Here is a 17,349-nt window from a genome sequence, read left to right on the forward strand (position 1 = left end):
ATCTAAGTGCGCATAATGTATATTATGTTAAATTGCGTATAGTGCCCAATAACTTCATATTTGACAGCGGCCTCTTAACAAATCAACACGGTACTTATTTATGACTGACATCCCTTTTCTTGCGTTATGTTCATAGTACATGTTCGCCCTGTCATCTGATATTCAAACTCCTACCTTAATGGACAATGCTTCCTGAAGATGAACTTTCACCGGACCAGAAACTGGCGGTTGTGTATGTTTCATACTTGCCTCCAGTTTCAGGGAAATTAAAATTAAACAGGCAGATTTTGTCTCACAGAACACCCAGTATCACTTTGACAGGAAATCACGAAGGTAAAATCTCAATCGTGGCCGCTCTGGCGCGAGTCCCTGTCATTGCTGAAACATAGCTGCTGCTGGAGTACTTTTTCTGATAAGCCTGATCAATTTTACTTTCAAGCTCAGGGTCTGATGGTTTTGCGAACAGGACGTCGAACTCCTGTCCAATAGCCAGTATCTTACCCGCCTGCTGGGACAATGCAGCCTGATACCATTTTGAACGGGTACCACTATAGGCTCGGACGAAAAGTCTGTTCTCCACCTTCACTTCCCAAATCCATGTCGGCGTACCGGTCGTATTCATATCGGGATGATACGGAGCGATTTTCAGGTCGTCGGCCGCATCTATTCTTGTTAATAATTCAGGGTTCCAGAACATAAACTTCTCCTCTTTCAAGAGCAGTGTCTGTCGTTTGTCGCACAGACACTGCATCTGAAAGCACCGGACGGTGCTATGGCTTACTTATTAAGATTTTTGTTAAAAAATGCAGTGATGTTATCGAACGGGATCTTATCCATACGATCATATAAATCGACATGTGTGGCATCTTTAACAATCAGAAGCTCTTTTGGTTGATTTGCCGCTTCATAAGCCGTTTTGGAGAAGTAAAGCGAATGCGCTTTTTCGCCATGGATGAACAGGATCGGACGCGGAGAAATTTCCTTGATATAGGTCATGAGCGGGAAATTCATGAAGGCCATCGGCGTTGTCACCGACCATGAATTGCCAGAGTTGACGGCTCGTGGATGATAACCGCGTTTGGTCATGTAGTAATCCCCATAGTCCACGAGGAACTGTGCTTCCCCGCCCTTCAGTTTATTATAGGCTGGCTGGTATGCAGGTTTGCCGTTTGCCGCATCTTCCCAGCGCTGAAGACTCATCTTCTCCAGCGCCTGCTCGCGTTGCTCCGGCGTTACGCTGTCATTGTAGCCTTTCGACATCACGCGGCTCATATCATACATGGTGCTGGCAACGACCGCTTTTACGCGTTTATCCACGGCAACAGCGTTCAGGGCAATCCCTCCCATGCCGCAGATACCAATGACACCGATACGTTCACGATCCACATAAGGTTGCAGTCCAATGAAATCGACTGCGGCCATAAAGTCTTCGGTATTGATATCAGGGGAAGCAATATTGCGGGGTTCACCACTGCTTTCACCGGTATAAGACGGATCAAATGCCAGCGTCACGAATCCGCGCTCTGCCAGGGTCTGAGCATAAAGACCTGAAGCCTGCTCTTTTACCGCGCCAAATGGCCCGGAAATCACAAGCGCAGCAAGCTTCTTGTTCCCGCGATCTTTAGGAAGATACACATCTGCGGCCAGCGTAATACCGTAACGATTTTTAAAAGTAACTTTTTGATGATCCACTTTTTCGCTCCTTGGGAAAGTTTTATCCCACGTCTGAACCAGATGGACTGAAGAATCTGCTGTGCCTGGTGCCGGCTGGGCGACCGCAGCTTCTGTTGAAATCAGAGCCATCGCTCCGGCGATGAGTGCGCGATTAAAAAAGCGCGTTGAAGATTTTAGCGTCATGATATTAAAACCTTTCATTGGATGTTGAGGGATAGTTTCAGACAGCATGCATGAGTATTTCAGTTACAACTCTCTTTTCCGGAACTGAATTCGATTCGGGTTGGGTTGTAGAAAGTAAACTCTTTCACGTATGTCTCCTCCGGATAACCTGTCTGGCAGTTAAAAATGGCTTTAACCTGAACGGTTTAAATTGGCTCGCTGTGAAAGCTGACTGACAGGTCACAGCTTCATTTCAGTGTTGTTATTTTGAGTGCCTTACATGAAAGTTGTTATTAAAATACTCTGCATTATTTGTCTGATCCTCTGAAACTGAATTTAAAGCGTATATTTCAATTTTCATCGCTGCTAAGTTGTTAACGTCAAAAGCCGCAATAAACGTGAGGTATTACAGAATGATTTCTGACAAGACGGTTGAAAAACTACTCGGCGTGCTTTCCCGTGATATTGCTCAGCGCACTCCGGGCACCGGTGATTTCCCAACAGCGGTAGAAGGACTCCAACTGTTCCGCCGAAACGAAACCGCTCCTCCGGTGAGCTGCCTGGTCCCTCCCAGTATCGTTCTGGTGGCCGATGGCGCGAAGATCATGTGGGTTGGTGGTCAACCTTACGAATACAATGCGGAAAAATTCCTGATCACCTCCCTTGACCTGCCAGCCAGCTCGGAGGTTTTACAGGCTTCGACATCCCGGCCCTGCGTCGGCGTAGCCTATAAACTTGACCAGCGCGTGCTGATGGAATTAATTGCCCAGGGAAGCCTGCCGCCGATCAAAAAACGAGACGCGGGAACGGGTGTCGGTATAGGAACGGTTACTGATGTTTTGCTGGAACCTTTCTGCCGTCTGCTTTCTTTGCTTGACGAGCCTGAAGCCATTCCTGTCCTCGGGCCGCTGATTCAAAGGGAGATACATTACCGGCTTTTGATGAGCGATCAGTCCGATCATCTCAGACAGATTGCAGCAGTAGACGGCCATGGCTACCGTATCGGTAAAGCTATCGACTGGTTAAAAACCAATATTGCGTCACCCTTACGCGTAGAGGAACTGGCAAGTCGGGTGCAAATGAGCACGCCCTCTTTTCACCAACACTTCAGGCAGCTTGCGGGAATGAGCCCGCTCCGGTATCAGAAATGGCTGCGCCTCAATGAAGCCAGGCGACTGATGCTGAATGAACATTACGATGTCACCACAGCAGCCTATGCTGTCGGTTACGAAAGCTTATCCCATTTCAGCCGGGAATATACGCGGATGTTCGGGGAGTCACCCAAGAGGGATATTACTGTGCTGAGAAAGTCAGCTGGTAAGCTTCAATAAATTCTCCACAGCCACAAGTGAAATCGGTAGTGAATTATATTACTTCCGCCCGGGGTGGCCGCTTCGAAATAAAGCTAAGAGGCATTACGGTAGCGTAATATCGAGATAACTTCAGCAAGGGCGGGTGACAGTTGATGACGGCTGGAGTAATAAAGATGATAACCTTACAAAGCGGATTGGTGTTGTTATTGGTGGATTCGGTGTTCTCATGCCGACGAACGACGTGACCGAAAACTTCCCGACAAACCAGCTATGGCGTTGTTCATAAAACTCCTCCGGCACGTTTGTGGCGCTCTCGATCGTCGTTGGGTTCATCAGGCGAACGCACGTCGGCGACACAAGGACCGCACCAGGTCTGCCGGCGCGGTTAACAACATGTTTCGCTTCTGGTTGCGTATCTGCCAGATAATGCTGACTCACTCAATTTTAACCGTTCCCGGCAAAACGCACGCCGCACTTTCTCCGCCCTAAAATGTCCAGGTAACTGCTGCTGCCAGTGCCGCCTCGTTACGTCGTAACACGATCGGGCTTTGATTGGCATGCTCCCCAAGCCAGGTATAGTCAGCGCTCAGAACCGTGCCCCAGTGGGCATCAAATCGGTGACTCCAGATCAGACTGTTGTCTATGCCATAAAATCCCCCCGGTGCTGAATAGCGGCTATAACCTGAACGCTGGCTCTGCTCCGGATTCACGCCATACCAGGTATTCAGGTAACGGTTGTCGCCAAACAGGGCTGCCGTTTGAAAGGCGATCGTGTCCTGATCGGTTTGTACAGGGAGCAACGTCAAGGATGCCTGGTAGCTTACCCCCTGACCGTCCGTTAAAGGCAGCGTCGCTTTGCCTTCAACACTGAGCCACGAAAGCGCCTGCCAGCCAACGGCAAGGGCCGTATTCAGTGAGACGTCAATGTCTCCCATCCCTTTCAGATTATTTGCCCCTGCCCGCCAGTTGGCGTTTTTATCCCTCCTTCCCAGATCGTATCCCAGCGTATGTTCGAAGTACCAGCCGCTGGCGTTCTGCAGGTCATACCCTACCCCTTTCTGCGTATCAATAAAGAAAGCGCCGTTACGACCCTGAAGCACCGGAACCACCTGCCATACCTGCTTGTCTGAACCTGAGTATCGCGGAGCGTAGCGCCCCCCCAGCCCGATAGTGAAAGAGCCGTCATCATTTGCCTGTACACAGGATGTGATGGCCGTCAAAAGCGGTACGGTCATATACAGGGCTTTTTTTATCGCTATCATACTGTTCTCCTCACGGATGCTGGTTTCTCCTGAGGCAGGAGCTGCCACAAAATGTTGGCGCAGTATGATTTGGCAAAATCAATGAATCGTCGGGATAGTGTTAAGAATCGGTCAAGGTGAACGGATGTTGTCCAGAAGAGTGCTGATTATTGAAGATGACGCCGATGCGGCTGGCGTGCTCGAGGCCTATTTACGCCGTGAAAATTACGATGTCGTCATTACAGGAGATGGACTTTCCGGGCTGGATATGGCGCACCGGTGGAAACCCGATCTGATCCTGCTGGATGTGATGCTTCCGGGGCTTAACGGCACCGAAGTCCTGGCTGGCCTGCGTCGTAAAAATGATGTTCCGGTGATCATGGTCACCGCCATGGGAGATACTCCCGATCGTATTGGCGCTCTGCGCTATGGCGCTGATGATTATGTTGTTAAGCCTTACCATCCGGGAGAAGTTGTGGCCCGGGTGCAGGCGGTATTGCGTCGCAGCAATAAAACGGAAACAAAGGAAGAGATCCTTCGCTGGCAATCACTTGAAGTGGATGTTACGGCCATCGTGGCGAGCATTATCGACGGGGACACCACACCGCGGACGTTGGATCTGACCCCAACCGAATTTTCACTACTGACCACGCTTATGCGCTCTCCTTCACGACCTTTTTCCCGCCAGCATTTACTGGAGCACTGTTTGCCGGAAAGTGAAGCCCTGGAGCGTGTGGTGGATACCCATATTTATAACCTGCGTAAAAAACTCGAAGCGGCGGGTATTTCCGGCGTGCTGGTTAACGTTCGCGGCGTAGGCTACAGGTTCAGACAACCATGACAAAAACCCGCTATTCCTCCCTGTGGCGCTGGATTTGCGCACGTATATTAGCGCTGGCCATCGGAAGCGTAATTGTCATAGCGACCTGTATGTGGCTACGTTATGCGGTGCAGAATTACTGGATCATGAGCAGAATGCCGGCATCGGTCAGACAAGAGTTTCTTGCGCTCAGCCAGAACCCGCAGGCGGACCCGGCGCGCTTCCATCAAATCGTCGATACCTGGTGGGGGTTGAGTTATTCAACACCCTCCATCGCCTCGGCAGACTGGGTCACCGTGGCGTTACTGGTCCTGGTCATGATCCCTTTTATTGTGGTGATGGGGTTGAGATATGCCAGGCCACTGGCGCTGCAGTTCAGCCGGTTGCGTGATGCGGCAAAGGACGTCGCCGAAGGGCAATTTGGCCGCCAGGCAGAGCTCATCAGGAATGCGCCGGCTGAAATGGTCAGCTTTGCCAGTGACTTTAATACCATGACGGGGAAACTGGCCCGCTATGAAAAAGAGTTACGTACCTCTCATGTGGCCATGGCGCATGAGCTTCGCTCCCCACTGACTGCCGCTATCGGACGTTTGCAGGGCATGCTGGATGGCGTGTTTGATGCCAGCCCGGAACAACTGGCAATGGTAATGAAACAGCTTCAGCACCTGAATCGCCTGACCGATGAACTTCATCTGCTCTCACTGTCTGATGCCGGGAATCTGGTTCTGGAAAACGAACCCTTTCGTCTGGATGAGCTGCTTAAGGAACGGGTGACATGGATCATGCCCCAGGCTGATGCACATCGTTTTACCATCAGGCTTCATCATTCTCAGGCGTGTCCTTTCAAAGGCGATACGTTCCGTATGGGCCAGGTGTTTACTATCCTTATGGAAAATGCCCTCCGTTACGGGCGTGATGGCGGCTTTCTTGATGTCACGCTGCACTACGCCAGCGGGCAATATTGCCTCGAATTTCGCGATGACGGCCCGGGGGTATCCTCCCGGTTCCTGCCGGAAATGTTCAACCGTTTTAGCCGGGAGGAGCAGTCGCGTGCCCGCCACTCCGGCGGCAGCGGTCTCGGTTTGTCGATTGCTCGCGCGATTTGTCAGGCCCATGGTGGCAGTATCAGCGCGTCGTTACCTGAAACCGGCGGACTCGCAGTCAGCATTTTGTTACCCTGGACGTCGTCTGAGATGGAAAATAGCCGCTCTTGATAATACCTTGACGAAACGTCGAATCTTTCTCGACTAAGCGCGCATTTAATAACGCCGTAACCTATATGGAGCGGCGTTATGTCAGATGAATTTTTACTCTCCCTCCGCCACAGTCTGCACCATTTGTACGACGTGGCGCGCACCCTTTCCTGGCTGCACTTTCTCCCTCTGACCCTTCTTTCGGTAGTGATTTTTCTGCTGCCCGGATGCGGGGACAACCATGGTAATACGACTGATCCTGTGCGAACGGTGCGCTACGTTGTTGTTGGCTCAGCGCAAACCCTTCCCGCGCTGGAAAGAACCGGAGAGATCCATGCGCACGATGAAACGATTCTCAGCTTTCGTACCGGCGGCCGGATAGTGACGCGTAGCGTCGATATTGGCGATCGGGTCAATGCAGGGCAACTGCTGGCCACGCTTGAAAATACAACCAGTCAGAATCAGCTCGATGGCGCACAGGCTGATTATGAAGGAGCCAAAGCCGCTGCTCAGGTTGCTGCACTTAACCTCAACCGAATGCAAAAGCTCATGCCAACAGGCGCGATTGCCCGCACGCAGCTCGATACCGCCCGCGCAGACTGGCTTGTCGCCCGCGCGCGTTTAAAAAACAGCGAGTCCGCATTGCGTAATGCCCGGGAAAGCCTTGGCTGGACGCGTCTGATGGCGCCGCAAAGCGGCGTGATCACCGAAGTAAGCGCCTCTGCGGGTCAGGTGGTCAGTGGTGGTCAGTCGGTGTTGACGCTGGCGACCGGTGAAGCCCGCGATGTGGTGTTTGATATCGCTAAACCCGAGGCGATCCCGCCACAGGAACAGGCTGGCTTGCGAGTTTCCCTCCTCAGCGACCCGTCGGTGCAAGCGTCCGCCGCGGTAAGAGATATTAGCCCGCAGGCCGATCCTCAGACCCGCACATGGCGCGTCAGGGCTACCCTGCAAAACCCACCGCTGGCAATGGCGCTGGGCGCCAGCGTTACCGTCACGTTACCCGCAACGGGTCCGCATGGATACGCCCTTCCCGCTTCAGCGCTGAGCCGCGTCGACGACAAACCGGCGGTTTATGTAATTAACCCACGGTCGCAGGCCCAGCTTCGCGTGGTGGTGCCAGCATACTATACCGCCACCGCGGTTATTATCTCCGGCGGCCTTGAACCAGGCGACCGGGTGATTACCGCCGGCGTGAGTAAATTACGCTCCGGCGAGCCGGTGATTGCCGGGGAGTGCGAATCATGAAACCCGTATTGGATGAGAAATTTAACCTGTCCGCCTGGGCGCTAAATAATCAACAGATGGTCAGTTTCTTCATGCTGCTGATCATGGCTATGGGCGCGTTCTGTTATGAGAACCTGCCACGTAACGAAGATCCGGCGTTTACGATTAAAACGGCCGTTGTTTCTGCGCAATGGCCCGGGGCATCCGTAACGGATACCACCCGACTGCTGACCGATACGCTGGAAAAAAAGCTGCAGGAAACCCCCTGGCTTGATTATCTCGAAAGTGAAACCCGTGCCGGGAGCTCCGTTATTCATGTCAATCTCCGTGACGATACCCCGCCGCAAAAGGTGCCGGATATCTGGTATCAGGTACGTAAGAAAATGCAGGATATTGCCCCGTCGTTGCCAGAAGGCGTTCAGGGCCCCGCCGTCGACGACGAATTTGATGATACGTTCGGTACGATTTATGGATTTATACCTGAGGGCTATACCCTGCGGGAGGTCCGGGACCGTGTTGAGACAATCCGCCGGGAACTCATGTCGTTACCGGATATCGGAAAAACCAGCCTGCTGGGTGAGCAGCAGGAACAGATAGTTCTCTCTTTTTCTCCAGCGCGTCTGGCAAGTATGGGGTTGAACATCCAGCAGGTAGCGGATGCCCTCAGAGCACAAAATGCGGTTGTCCCGGCAGGTATGATCCGCACCGGACAGGAAAATATGGCGATAAAGGTCAGCGGGGAACTGACTTCTGAAGCTAGCTTACGTGCTGTCACGCTGCATATTAACGATCGTTACCTTCCTCTGACGGATATTGCCACCGTTAGCCGGGAAAACGCCGAGCCTCCCCAGCCGGTTTACCGGGTTAACGGCAAACCCGCCATCGGGCTGGCTATCTCGATGGCGCCGACGGGTAATATGCTGCGTTTCGGCGCCGCGCTGAATGCAAAAATGCATGCCATCAGCGTCACGCTGCCGCACGGTATTGAGATGGTCAAGGTTGCCGATCAATCAGCGGTGGTCAGCGATGCCGTAAGCGGGTTTATCCGGGTGCTTATCGAAGCCGTGGCGATCGTCCTGGCCGTTTCGTTTGTCTCGCTGGGTTTACGAGCCGGACTGGTCGTGGCTGCGGCCATCCCACTGGTTCTGGCCATGACCTTTACGGGAATGATGCTGGCAGGAATAGGTCTGCAGCGTATTTCTCTCGGCGCATTGATTATCGCGCTGGGTCTGCTGGTCGATGACGCCATGATCACTGTGGAAACCATGGTCTCTGGTCTGGAAGCCGGGGATTCCCGCCGGCAGGCGGCTACCCGGGCTTTTAAAACGACCGCATTTCCGATGCTGACGGGCACCCTTGTGATGATTGCCGGGTTTATTCCCGTGGGATTTGCTGCGTCCAGCGCCGGTGAATATTGCTTTTCCCTGTTTGCCGTGGTGCTCATCGCCCTGCTCTGCTCATGGGTTGTCGCGATCCTGTTTTCACCGTTAACCGGGACGTGGCTGTTATCTGACAACATCAGACAGAAGGCGAAAGGGCCTGGACGGATGGCCCGCGGATACCAGTGGCTACTGCGCAAGGCGTTGCGTCACCGCGTCGCCACCGTGTGTATTGCTCTCATTGCGCTTGGTCTGTCCGTTTACGGAACAACCTTTATGCAGGGGGAGTTTTTCCCCGCCTCCGACAGGCCTGAATTGCTGGTCAGCCTGACGCTACCGGCCAATGCCTCGCAGTCGGAAACGCAAAATAGGGCTGAACAGCTGGAGAAGGCCCTGACAGGCAACCGCAACGTTGAGCGCTTTTCGACATACGTTGGGTCGGGAGCGATTCGTTTTTACCTGCCTATGGATGTGCTTCTGGCAAATGAAAATATCGCCCAGATGGTGGTGGTGGCTAAAGATCTTAAAGCGCGGGATCGTCTTCATCGACAGTTAAACAGGATACTGGCTACGCGCTTTAGCGACATCATCACTCGCGTATCGCCCCTGGAACTTGGGCCCCCCGTCGGCTGGCCAGTCAAATACCGGGTGAGTGGGCCAGATTATCTGAAGATCAGGTCGATCGCGAACCGCCTGAGCGATGTCATTGGCCGGTCACCCTCCTCCCGCGAGGTTAATCAGACGGCAGGCGAACCGGAGAGAGTCATTACCCTCAAGGTCAATCAGACCGCCGCCCGGGCTGCGGGCGTGTCGTCAGAAAGTCTGGCCCGGATGCTCAATACCGTCTGGTCCGGCAGTATAGTCACGTCGGTTCGCGATAATGACCGCCTTGTCGATGTGGTGCTCCGGGCCAGGGACAAGGAGCGTCTTAACCTCGCCACCTTCTCTTTGCTGACTATTCAGGGGAATGACGGTAAAAAAATCCCCCTCAGCGCCTTTGCCACGCCAGTCTGGGGCGTGGATGATCCGGTTATCTGGCGTCGACAGCGTTTGCCTTTCATCACCGTGCAAACTGACCTCGCCCCGGGACTTCGCGCCGAAGCAGTATCCGCAGCGTTGCGACCAGCGGTAGACAGGTTGCGCGCGGAACTGCCTGAAGGCTACAGCATTGAAGAAGGGGGCGCGGTTGCTGAATCTGAAAAAGGTAATAGTTCGGTCTATGCGGTTCTGCCGGTGACACTGGTCATCATGCTCTTGCTGTTGATGCTCCAGTTGCGCAACTATTCCCATATGGTGTTGGCTATAGTGATGGCCCCGTTTGGTTTACCGGGTATCGTGCTGGCTATGTTACCTGGCGGAACACCAATGGGATTTGTCGCTCTGCTTGGCGTGATTGCGCTCGCTGGCATGATCATTCGTAACGCCGTCATACTGATTAGCGAGGTTGACAGCAATCTTGCTCAGGGGATGGCAAGCGATGCCGCCATTATTGCGGCCGCAGAGCATCGTGCGCGCCCCATCTGCCTGACTGCCTGTGCAGCCATTCTGGGAATGATCCCCATTTCTCATCAGGTATTCTGGGGACCGATGGCCTATGCGATTATCGGGGGACTACTGGTTGCCACGCTGGTTACACTGACCGTTTTACCTGCATCGTTTAGCCTGTTGCTACAGCTGAGAATGACTTCCTCCGGCGTGATTCATGAAAAATGAGTGGCGTGCCGTCGTATCCTCGTCTCAGGGGGCTGCCAGGTTATTCGCCAGAAGAGAAAGCACTTGCGCCATCCTGTCATCCACCTGCTGCGACGCCCGGATAACAGGAAACCTGACAATGACAATCACAATGCGATGCGGTCTAGCCCGTCCTTCAGGCGCAGGGTCGCGAGCTACAGCGCAGCACGTGATAATAGAACAAAATTTTACTGCTTCTTCGGCAACAGAGAGCGAGGAGAAATGCCAAAGGCTTTGCGGAAGGCGTGGCTGAAATGAGAAAAATCAGAGAAGCCGAAATCCAGCGCCGCCTGGGACACGCTATTGACACGTCCTCGTTCGATAGCCTCTCGGCTCGCCAGCAGCCTCTCCTGCCAAATCACTGCCATCGGCGTTTTTTTGTGGCGGGCGAAAGCACGCGTGACGGTGCGAACGGAAACGTGGTGCGCCCGTGCCAGGCTTTCGATGTTCAAATCTGGATCGACAAATTGCCGCCGGATGTAGTTCATCATCCGCGAATACAGATCGCGCTCAACACCAACGTTGTTCAGGTCCTGTAACTCCAGGCTCAGCACCAGTAGATCCAGCAACGTCCGGGAGAAGCGGCCAGAGATATCCGGAGTGTCCAGGCAGGCGGGCATCGTTGCCGCCTGACGCAGCATTTCGCGCAAGGGGATCACCCCCGGGCGGCGGTCGTCGAGCACCGTCGCGGTGAGGTGTTCGACCCCAGGTAAATGACAGCTCAGCAAATGGCGGGGTATCCGCACCAGATGATTATCGCGCCCGCCAAGACTGAAGCGGAATGTCTGGGCGGCATCGTAGAGCACCAGACTGTCCGCTGCCAGCGTCGCCTTGCGTCCCCCCTGTTCAAGCTGACCGTATCCATCCTGCATATACCCCAACCACAGATCGTCGTCGGGGCCTTGGCGCAAAAAACGGGCCGTGCGATCCCAACTGTGTAGCGGCGCGGACAGTGAACACATATCCACCAGACCCACTCCACGTACCGTAAGCCGTGCATCAAAGTCGACCCCAGCCAGAGGGGCGCTGGCGGCTGGAATACAGTGACGTAACACTACGTCGTTCCAGTACTCGAAGCGGCGCGACTCGGTTACGCCAACGGTTGAATAGTGGAGACTGCCCGCAGACTGCATGCTATTCATCATCATTCACCTCGCGCCGGGTATTCCGCCAAAACGACAGAAACGATTTCGCAGACAGCAACTCTCATGCCAACGAGCTAATACACCCTCTTTCAGTTTCGCCGATCGGCGCTAAGTTCCCGGGAAATAACACTGAAAATCCGCGCCCCTCTTTTCTGCTGGCATATAGGGCGTTGAATAGCAGTACGACAAAATCTGGAATCGCACCCTAAACGTGCGAAGCCTGCACTATGGCGGACCATCACACGACGGGGCTGCCCGCAACCGAATGTCCCTTCCAGCCAAACGACTGTCCTGCTGAAGCAAGTACGCCGCAAATTTCTCCCTAGTATCAGTAAGCGTAAGGTCTTCAGGCCACACCGTGCTCCGGACATAACACGACATCAGACAAGAGGGGGAACGTCATGACTTTCAGCAACGCTACGTTTCGCATCAGCCTGGCCGCCTGCACACTGTGGCTGGCAACCGGCCCGGCCCATGCGGTCGATCTCAATTCGCAGGATTTGATTCCAGCCCCTGCCGGCACCGATGCCATTCTGGGATATTTCACCTACGCGACGAGAGATAGCTTCACCCCGACCGGGGGCGGTGAAATTAAGCAAGAGACCGGGCTCGACTCCTTCGTCAGCATCTTTCGTTACGTTCACTACATGGACGTCGGTGGCTTTACGGTTGCGCCGCAAGTGCTGCTGCCTTACGGACGCCTCTACAATGGCTCACTAAACGGCGTTCGACTTGATTCAGCCAGCGGCCTGGGCGACCCCATCCTTGCCGCGCCGGTCTGGCTGGTCAACAACCCCAGTACAACCTTCGCCATTGTGCCTTACCTGTACCTCCCCGCGGGCTCCTACGACGCCGGACGCACGCTAAACGTTGGTGAAAATCGCTGGAAGTTCGATCTGCAGCTCGGCGGCGTGCAGCAGCTGGGTAACGGTTTCGCCACCCAACTGTCCGCAGATGTGATGTGGTATGGCGTCAACGACGACGCCTCGGGCATCGGCACCGGTCGACTTAAGCAGGACAACACCTATCAGTTTCAGGGCTGGGTGAACTGGACGCCGCCCGCCGATAAGAGCTGGACCCTGGCCGCCGGTTATTCCCAGTACTGGGGCGGCAAACAGCAGCTTGACGGTATTGAGAACGGACAGGCGACGCGCGTCGATCAGGTACGGCTGGAATTATCGAAATTCATCACCCCCACGGTACAGGTACAGGGTCTGCTCCAGCGCGACCTCAACGTCGATGGCGGTTTTAAGGAAGATCTGCATACCACCCTGCGCGTGATGAAACTGTTCTGATGCGAATCGGCACAGAGACATCCCCAGACTCACTACTCACCCGCAACGGAGAAATCCATCATGACCGATCAGCAGCAAAAACCCACACTCTATGAACGTCTCGGCGGTTATGACGCCGTTTACGCTTTCGCAGGGGAAGTGTTGAAGACCTGTATGAAGCATCCCGATATCGGCCATATCTGGGCGCACGTATCCGAATCGTCGTTCCAGAAAGAGCATATCAACTTTGTCGATTTTCTGTGCAAATACTGGGGCGGCAACACGGTCTACCGGGGACGAGATATGGTGACCGCGCACCGCGGAATGGGGCTGACCGAAGTGCACTGGAAAGCCGTATTCGAGGCTATTAATGAATGCTACGAGAACTTCAACGTTCCGCAGGATATTCGTGAAGAGGTCACCGCATTCCTGACCCAGTTCAAACCCGCCGTCATCGGTAGCCCTTCATACCGGGATGTGGTACTCGCCCACCCTGACATGGACGTCACCAAGGGGATGAAAAGCGTCGGCATCCACTGGCCGAAAACAGATAAACCGTCTTAACCGAGGGCGGACATCCGCGCAACAGGCGGGTGTCCGTCTCAGCCAAATGACTGACCTGCACAACCATGTATTGATGACATTTCGGGCTTATGTTGAAGACAGGTTGCATTGGCAAACATCGTACAAAGGGAACTCCATGGCTATTGAACGTCCTACTATTGAACAACTGCAAGCGCTCGCCAGTCGGCTAAACATACGATTGACGCCTGCACAAGCCGAAGAATATCTGGCGCTGATGCAGGCCAATTTCGACGCCTATGATCTCATCGACGCCCTGCCCGACGAGATCCCCCCGGTGCACTACCCGCGCGCCGCCGGCTATCGCCCTGAAGGCGAGGAAAATCCGCTCAATGCCTGGTATTACAAGACCGAGGTGACAGGTGCAGCAACCGGTAAGCTGGCTGGCCGCACCGTGGTGCTCAAAGACAACATCGCGCTGGCTGGCGTACCGATGATGAACGGAGCCTCGACGCTTGAAGGCTTCGTCCCTGTCTACGACGCCACCGTTGCCACCCGACTGCTGGATGCCGGCGCGACTATTCTTGGCAAGGCGACCTGCGAGCACTTCTGCTTGTCGGGAGGCAGTCACACCTCCGATCCGGCGCCAGTACATAACCCATTGCGCCGCGGCTACTCGGCTGGTGGCTCATCTTCTGGGAGCGCCGCTTTGGTCGCTTCCGGAGAAGTTGATTTGGCGATGGGCGGCGATCAAGGAGGCTCTGCGCGTATTCCCGCCGCATGGTGCGGCCTCTATGGGCTGAAACCGACCCACGGTCTGGTGCCTTATACCGGCATCATGCCGATCGAAGCCACTTTCGACCATACCGGGCCGATGACTCGCAGCGTAAAAGACAACGCCTTAGTCCTTGAGGTCATTGCCGGCGCGGACGGATTGGACCCGCGTCAGTATGCCCCCAAAGTAGAAGCTTATACCGAGGCTCTGGGTAAGGGAGCACATGGCTTAAAGATCGGCATTATGGCCGAAGGTTTTCAGTTGCCGAATCTGGATGCGCGAGTCGCGGAGAAAGTTCGCGCTGCCGTCGCCCGTCTGCAGGATCTGGGTGCTACGGTCGGCGAGATTTCGGTACCGGAGCATAGCCTGGCGGGTGCGCTCTGGTCCCCTATCGGCTGCGAGGGGCTGACCGCGCAGATGATGCATGGCAACGGCATGGGCTTTAACTGGAAAGGACAATATGACGTGGCGCTGCTGGACAAGCACGCCCGGTGGCGTGAGGACGCCGACGCGCTTTCCCCATCGCTGAAGATATGCATGTTCGTCGGCCAGTACGGGCTGGAACGCTACCATGGCCGCTACTATGCCAAGGCGCAGAATATCGCGCGTCGCGCGCGTGCGGGCTATGACCGGGCGCTGGCGGACTTCGACCTGCTGGTGATGCCCACTGTACCGCTTGTCGCACAGCCATTACCGAAACCTGACTGCTCCATTACCGAATATATCTCCCGCGCATTTGAGATGATCGGCAATACCGCACCGCAGGATATTACCGGCCATCCGGCAATGACTCTCCCTTGTGGGCTGGTCGACGGCTTACCGGTAGGAATGATGTTGGTAGGACGCCACTTCGCCGAAAGCACCCTTTATCAGGCCGCCGCCGCATTTGAAGCTTCCGGCGACTGGCGGATGTTTTAACTCTTAACCATCGGGAACCATAAAATGAGCCATCAACACGACCACGACCATACTGAACCACCTGCGGACATCGAGCTACGTGTCCGGGCGCTGGAATCCCTGCTACAGGAGAAAGGACTGATTGACCCGGCGGCACTGGATGAACTGATTGACACGTACGAGCACAAGGTCGGCCCTCGTAACGGCGCGCAAGTGGTCGCTAAAGCGTGGAGTGATCCGGAGTATAAACGTCGGCTGCTGGAGGACGCCACAGCCGCCATCGCCGAGCTGGGTTTCTCCGGCGTGCAGGGTGAAGACATGCTGGTAGTGGAGAACACGGCGGACGTGCACAACGTGACCGTCTGTACATTATGTTCCTGCTACCCCTGGCCGGTGCTGGGTCTTCCGCCGGTCTGGTACAAATCGGCCCCCTATCGCTCGCGTATCGTTATCGACCCGCGCGGCGTTCTTGCCGAATTCGGGGTAACCATACCCGAAAGTAAAGAGGTGCGCGTCTGGGACAGCAGCGCGGAACTGCGCTATCTGGTCCTGCCAGAACGTCCGGCGGGTACCGACGGCTGGAGCGAAGCGCAGCTGATTGAACTGGTCACCCGCGATTCAATGATCGGCACTGGGCTGGTCGCCGCGCCATAATAAAAGGAGAAAACCATGAATGGGATACATGATCTGGGCGGTATGCACGGCCTCGGCCCGATCCTCAACGAGGAAAATGAGCCGTATTTCCGCCATGAATGGGAGCGCCGGGTATTTCCGCTGTTCGCCTCGCTGTTCGTCGGCGGACATTTCAATGTGGATGAATTCCGCCACGCCATTGAACGCATGGATCCAGCCCACTACCTGGAGGCAAGCTACTATGAGCACTGGTTGCACGCATTTGAAACGCTGCTGATGGAAAAAGGGGTGATCACCGCCGATGAACTCTGGGGTGGCTCGCCCCCTGCTCCCTGCGCGCCAGGCACGCCGGTGCTGACGCAGGACATCGTCGCGGCGGTTGTCAGTACCGGTGCCTCCGCGCGCGTCAGTCACGATGTTGCTCCCCGCTTTAAGGCCGGAGACCTGGTTCGGGCAAAAAACATTAACCCAACCACCCACACCCGCCTGCCGCGTTACGTGCGTGGGAAAATCGGCCGTATTGAGACCGATCACGGCGTATTCATCACGCCAGACACTGCTGCGCACGGTCTGGGCGAACATCCTCAGCACGTCTACAGCGTAAGCTTCAGCGCACTGGAACTGTGGGGCACGCCGCGCTCGGACAAAGTCTACATCGATCTGTGGGACGACTATCTGGAGGAAGCATGAGCCTTGCGACACAGCGTGATTACGCCGCCGTCGGGTTACCCCGCGACGAGGAGGGGCCTGTGTTTGATAAGCCCTGGCAGGCGAAAGCATTCTCCCTGATCGTCCATCTGCACCGGGCGGGGCTGTTCCCTTGGGCAGAATGGGTTCGGACGTTCAGCGAAGCGATCAAGGCTGCTCCGGCGCAGCCCGGCGAAAGCGTGAACGATGCCTACTATCGCCAGTGGGCGACAGCAATGGAGAACATGATCACCGCCCTCCACCTGACCGCGCCGGATGACATTGCCCGACGGACACAGGAATGGCGACTGGCGTATATAAACACGCCGCATGGTCAGCCGATCGTCCTGGCCAATGCCAGCTGTCCGCCAGCGCATAACCACCACTCGCTTCCACTCGGCGTTCCGGTCACGGTTAGCCCGGCACAATCTTCCATCAGCAAAATCAACAACGGAGTTACATCATGAGCGATATCACCCTTACCACCAACGCCCCGGCCACTCCGATACCGGTCGCGGCGCTGTTGCCCTGGGCACTGTTCACCACCCTGCTGGCGCTTTTAGCGATCTATTTCGTCGGTGCGGAACAAGGCGCGACGTCGATGTTTTCCGGCACCCAGGTGCATGAATTCTTCCACGACGCACGCCATCTGCTGGGTTTTCCCTGCCACTGAGGA

At 55.2% G+C, this 17,349-nt stretch carries 16 protein-coding genes; 12 read left to right on the forward strand and 4 right to left on the reverse strand.

Annotated elements, in window-relative coordinates; translation table 11 throughout:
• Positions 1-325: 325 nt before the first annotated feature.
• Both ACOI6Z_RS12225 and ACOI6Z_RS12230 read right to left on the reverse strand, forming a co-directional pair.
• The gene (locus ACOI6Z_RS12225; RefSeq protein WP_025999258.1) at positions 326-697 is read right to left on the reverse strand and encodes a DUF2255 family protein; all 372 of its coding nucleotides are present in this window, start codon (positions 695-697) and stop codon (positions 326-328) included.
• Between the two features lie 80 nt (positions 698-777).
• Positions 778-1,875, reverse strand: coding sequence for an alpha/beta hydrolase (locus tag ACOI6Z_RS12230; RefSeq protein ID WP_420687430.1), 1,098 nt, complete (start codon positions 1,873-1,875; stop codon positions 778-780).
• Positions 1,876-2,249: 374 nt separating this feature from the next.
• Here ACOI6Z_RS12230 and ACOI6Z_RS12235 point away from each other — a divergent pair, with 374 nt between their 5' ends.
• A complete protein-coding gene (locus tag ACOI6Z_RS12235) occupies positions 2,250-3,167 on the forward strand; it encodes an AraC family transcriptional regulator (RefSeq protein WP_243817078.1) in 918 nt (305 codons plus the stop codon).
• Between the two features lie 467 nt (positions 3,168-3,634).
• On the opposite strand, the gene ACOI6Z_RS12240 is transcribed toward ACOI6Z_RS12235, so the two are convergent.
• Positions 3,635-4,411 carry a MipA/OmpV family protein gene (locus ACOI6Z_RS12240; protein WP_065812544.1) on the reverse strand — a complete coding sequence of 259 codons (777 nt, stop codon included), beginning with the start codon at positions 4,409-4,411 and terminating at the stop codon, positions 3,635-3,637.
• 124 nt (positions 4,412-4,535) lie between these two features.
• On the opposite strand from ACOI6Z_RS12240, the gene ACOI6Z_RS12245 reads away from it, so the two are divergent.
• From ACOI6Z_RS12245 to ACOI6Z_RS12260, 4 genes are all read left to right on the forward strand, one after another.
• Positions 4,536-5,231 carry a response regulator gene (locus tag ACOI6Z_RS12245; RefSeq protein WP_064154609.1) on the forward strand — a complete coding sequence of 232 codons (696 nt, stop codon included), beginning with the start codon at positions 4,536-4,538 and terminating at the stop codon, positions 5,229-5,231.
• On the forward strand, positions 5,228-6,424 hold the full coding sequence (locus tag ACOI6Z_RS12250; RefSeq protein WP_064154610.1) for a sensor histidine kinase: 1,197 nt from the start codon (positions 5,228-5,230) through the stop codon (positions 6,422-6,424). Before ACOI6Z_RS12245 ends, ACOI6Z_RS12250 begins: the two co-directional genes overlap by 4 nt.
• 78 nt (positions 6,425-6,502) lie before the next feature.
• On the forward strand, positions 6,503-7,651 hold the full coding sequence (locus ACOI6Z_RS12255; protein WP_065812543.1) for an efflux RND transporter periplasmic adaptor subunit: 1,149 nt from the start codon (positions 6,503-6,505) through the stop codon (positions 7,649-7,651).
• Positions 7,648-10,722: an efflux RND transporter permease subunit gene (locus ACOI6Z_RS12260; RefSeq protein WP_065812542.1), complete on the forward strand. Its 3,075-nt coding sequence runs from the start codon at positions 7,648-7,650 to the stop codon at positions 10,720-10,722. The genes ACOI6Z_RS12255 and ACOI6Z_RS12260 overlap by 4 nt, the downstream gene beginning before the upstream one ends.
• 206 nt (positions 10,723-10,928) lie before the next feature.
• Here the strand turns inward: ACOI6Z_RS12260 and ACOI6Z_RS12265 are convergent, their stop codons facing one another.
• Positions 10,929-11,882 carry an AraC family transcriptional regulator gene (locus ACOI6Z_RS12265; RefSeq protein ID WP_065812546.1) on the reverse strand — a complete coding sequence of 318 codons (954 nt, stop codon included), beginning with the start codon at positions 11,880-11,882 and terminating at the stop codon, positions 10,929-10,931.
• Between the two features lie 404 nt (positions 11,883-12,286).
• On the opposite strand from ACOI6Z_RS12265, the gene ACOI6Z_RS12270 reads away from it, so the two are divergent.
• The 7 genes from ACOI6Z_RS12270 to ACOI6Z_RS12300 all read left to right on the forward strand — a co-directional run bounded on the left by ACOI6Z_RS12270 (position 12,287) and on the right by ACOI6Z_RS12300 (position 17,346).
• The gene (locus ACOI6Z_RS12270; RefSeq protein ID WP_065812541.1) at positions 12,287-13,180 is read left to right on the forward strand and encodes a transporter; all 894 of its coding nucleotides are present in this window, start codon (positions 12,287-12,289) and stop codon (positions 13,178-13,180) included.
• Between the two features lie 60 nt (positions 13,181-13,240).
• Positions 13,241-13,723, forward strand: coding sequence for a group I truncated hemoglobin (locus ACOI6Z_RS12275; RefSeq protein WP_420687364.1), 483 nt, complete (start codon positions 13,241-13,243; stop codon positions 13,721-13,723).
• A 136-nt stretch (positions 13,724-13,859) separates the two neighbouring features.
• Positions 13,860-15,374 (forward strand): amidase, encoded by a 1,515-nt coding sequence (locus ACOI6Z_RS12280; RefSeq protein WP_065812540.1) that lies wholly within the window; start codon positions 13,860-13,862, stop codon positions 15,372-15,374.
• Positions 15,375-15,398: 24 nt separating this feature from the next.
• Positions 15,399-16,007: a nitrile hydratase subunit alpha gene (gene nthA / locus ACOI6Z_RS12285; RefSeq protein WP_065812539.1), complete on the forward strand. Its 609-nt coding sequence runs from the start codon at positions 15,399-15,401 to the stop codon at positions 16,005-16,007.
• A gap of 15 nt (positions 16,008-16,022) precedes the next feature.
• Complete coding sequence (gene nthB, locus ACOI6Z_RS12290; RefSeq protein ID WP_065812538.1) at positions 16,023-16,676, forward strand: nitrile hydratase subunit beta; 654 nt, start codon at positions 16,023-16,025, stop codon at positions 16,674-16,676.
• Positions 16,673-17,140 carry a nitrile hydratase accessory protein gene (locus ACOI6Z_RS12295; protein ID WP_064154618.1) on the forward strand — a complete coding sequence of 156 codons (468 nt, stop codon included), beginning with the start codon at positions 16,673-16,675 and terminating at the stop codon, positions 17,138-17,140. The genes nthB and ACOI6Z_RS12295 overlap by 4 nt, the downstream gene beginning before the upstream one ends.
• Positions 17,137-17,346, forward strand: coding sequence for a CbtB domain-containing protein (locus ACOI6Z_RS12300; RefSeq protein WP_065812537.1), 210 nt, complete (start codon positions 17,137-17,139; stop codon positions 17,344-17,346). The genes ACOI6Z_RS12295 and ACOI6Z_RS12300 overlap by 4 nt, the downstream gene beginning before the upstream one ends.
• The last annotated feature ends 3 nt before the right edge of the window (positions 17,347-17,349 follow it).

This window comes from Klebsiella sp. C239 (genome assembly GCF_048822715.1).
GTDB classification, from domain to species: Bacteria; Pseudomonadota; Gammaproteobacteria; order Enterobacterales; family Enterobacteriaceae; genus Klebsiella; species Klebsiella quasipneumoniae.

Excerpts from the sequence above, each read along its gene's own strand:
- ACOI6Z_RS12225 (WP_025999258.1), bottom strand. The coding sequence starts at position 697 with ATGTTCTGGAACCCTGAATTATTAACAAGAATAGATGCGGCCGACGAC.
- ACOI6Z_RS12230 (WP_420687430.1), bottom strand. The coding sequence starts at position 1,875 with ATGAAAGGTTTTAATATCATGACGCTAAAATCTTCAACGCGCTTTTTT.
- ACOI6Z_RS12235 (WP_243817078.1), top strand. The coding sequence starts at position 2,250 with ATGATTTCTGACAAGACGGTTGAAAAACTACTCGGCGTGCTTTCCCGT.
- ACOI6Z_RS12240 (WP_065812544.1), bottom strand. The coding sequence starts at position 4,411 with ATGATAGCGATAAAAAAAGCCCTGTATATGACCGTACCGCTTTTGACG.
- ACOI6Z_RS12245 (WP_064154609.1), top strand. The coding sequence starts at position 4,536 with ATGTTGTCCAGAAGAGTGCTGATTATTGAAGATGACGCCGATGCGGCT.
- ACOI6Z_RS12250 (WP_064154610.1), top strand. The coding sequence starts at position 5,228 with ATGACAAAAACCCGCTATTCCTCCCTGTGGCGCTGGATTTGCGCACGT.
- ACOI6Z_RS12255 (WP_065812543.1), top strand. The coding sequence starts at position 6,503 with ATGTCAGATGAATTTTTACTCTCCCTCCGCCACAGTCTGCACCATTTG.
- ACOI6Z_RS12260 (WP_065812542.1), top strand. The coding sequence starts at position 7,648 with ATGAAACCCGTATTGGATGAGAAATTTAACCTGTCCGCCTGGGCGCTA.
- ACOI6Z_RS12265 (WP_065812546.1), bottom strand. The coding sequence starts at position 11,882 with ATGAATAGCATGCAGTCTGCGGGCAGTCTCCACTATTCAACCGTTGGC.
- ACOI6Z_RS12270 (WP_065812541.1), top strand. The coding sequence starts at position 12,287 with ATGACTTTCAGCAACGCTACGTTTCGCATCAGCCTGGCCGCCTGCACA.
- ACOI6Z_RS12275 (WP_420687364.1), top strand. The coding sequence starts at position 13,241 with ATGACCGATCAGCAGCAAAAACCCACACTCTATGAACGTCTCGGCGGT.
- ACOI6Z_RS12280 (WP_065812540.1), top strand. The coding sequence starts at position 13,860 with ATGGCTATTGAACGTCCTACTATTGAACAACTGCAAGCGCTCGCCAGT.
- nthA (WP_065812539.1), top strand. The coding sequence starts at position 15,399 with ATGAGCCATCAACACGACCACGACCATACTGAACCACCTGCGGACATC.
- nthB (WP_065812538.1), top strand. The coding sequence starts at position 16,023 with ATGAATGGGATACATGATCTGGGCGGTATGCACGGCCTCGGCCCGATC.
- ACOI6Z_RS12295 (WP_064154618.1), top strand. The coding sequence starts at position 16,673 with ATGAGCCTTGCGACACAGCGTGATTACGCCGCCGTCGGGTTACCCCGC.
- ACOI6Z_RS12300 (WP_065812537.1), top strand. The coding sequence starts at position 17,137 with ATGAGCGATATCACCCTTACCACCAACGCCCCGGCCACTCCGATACCG.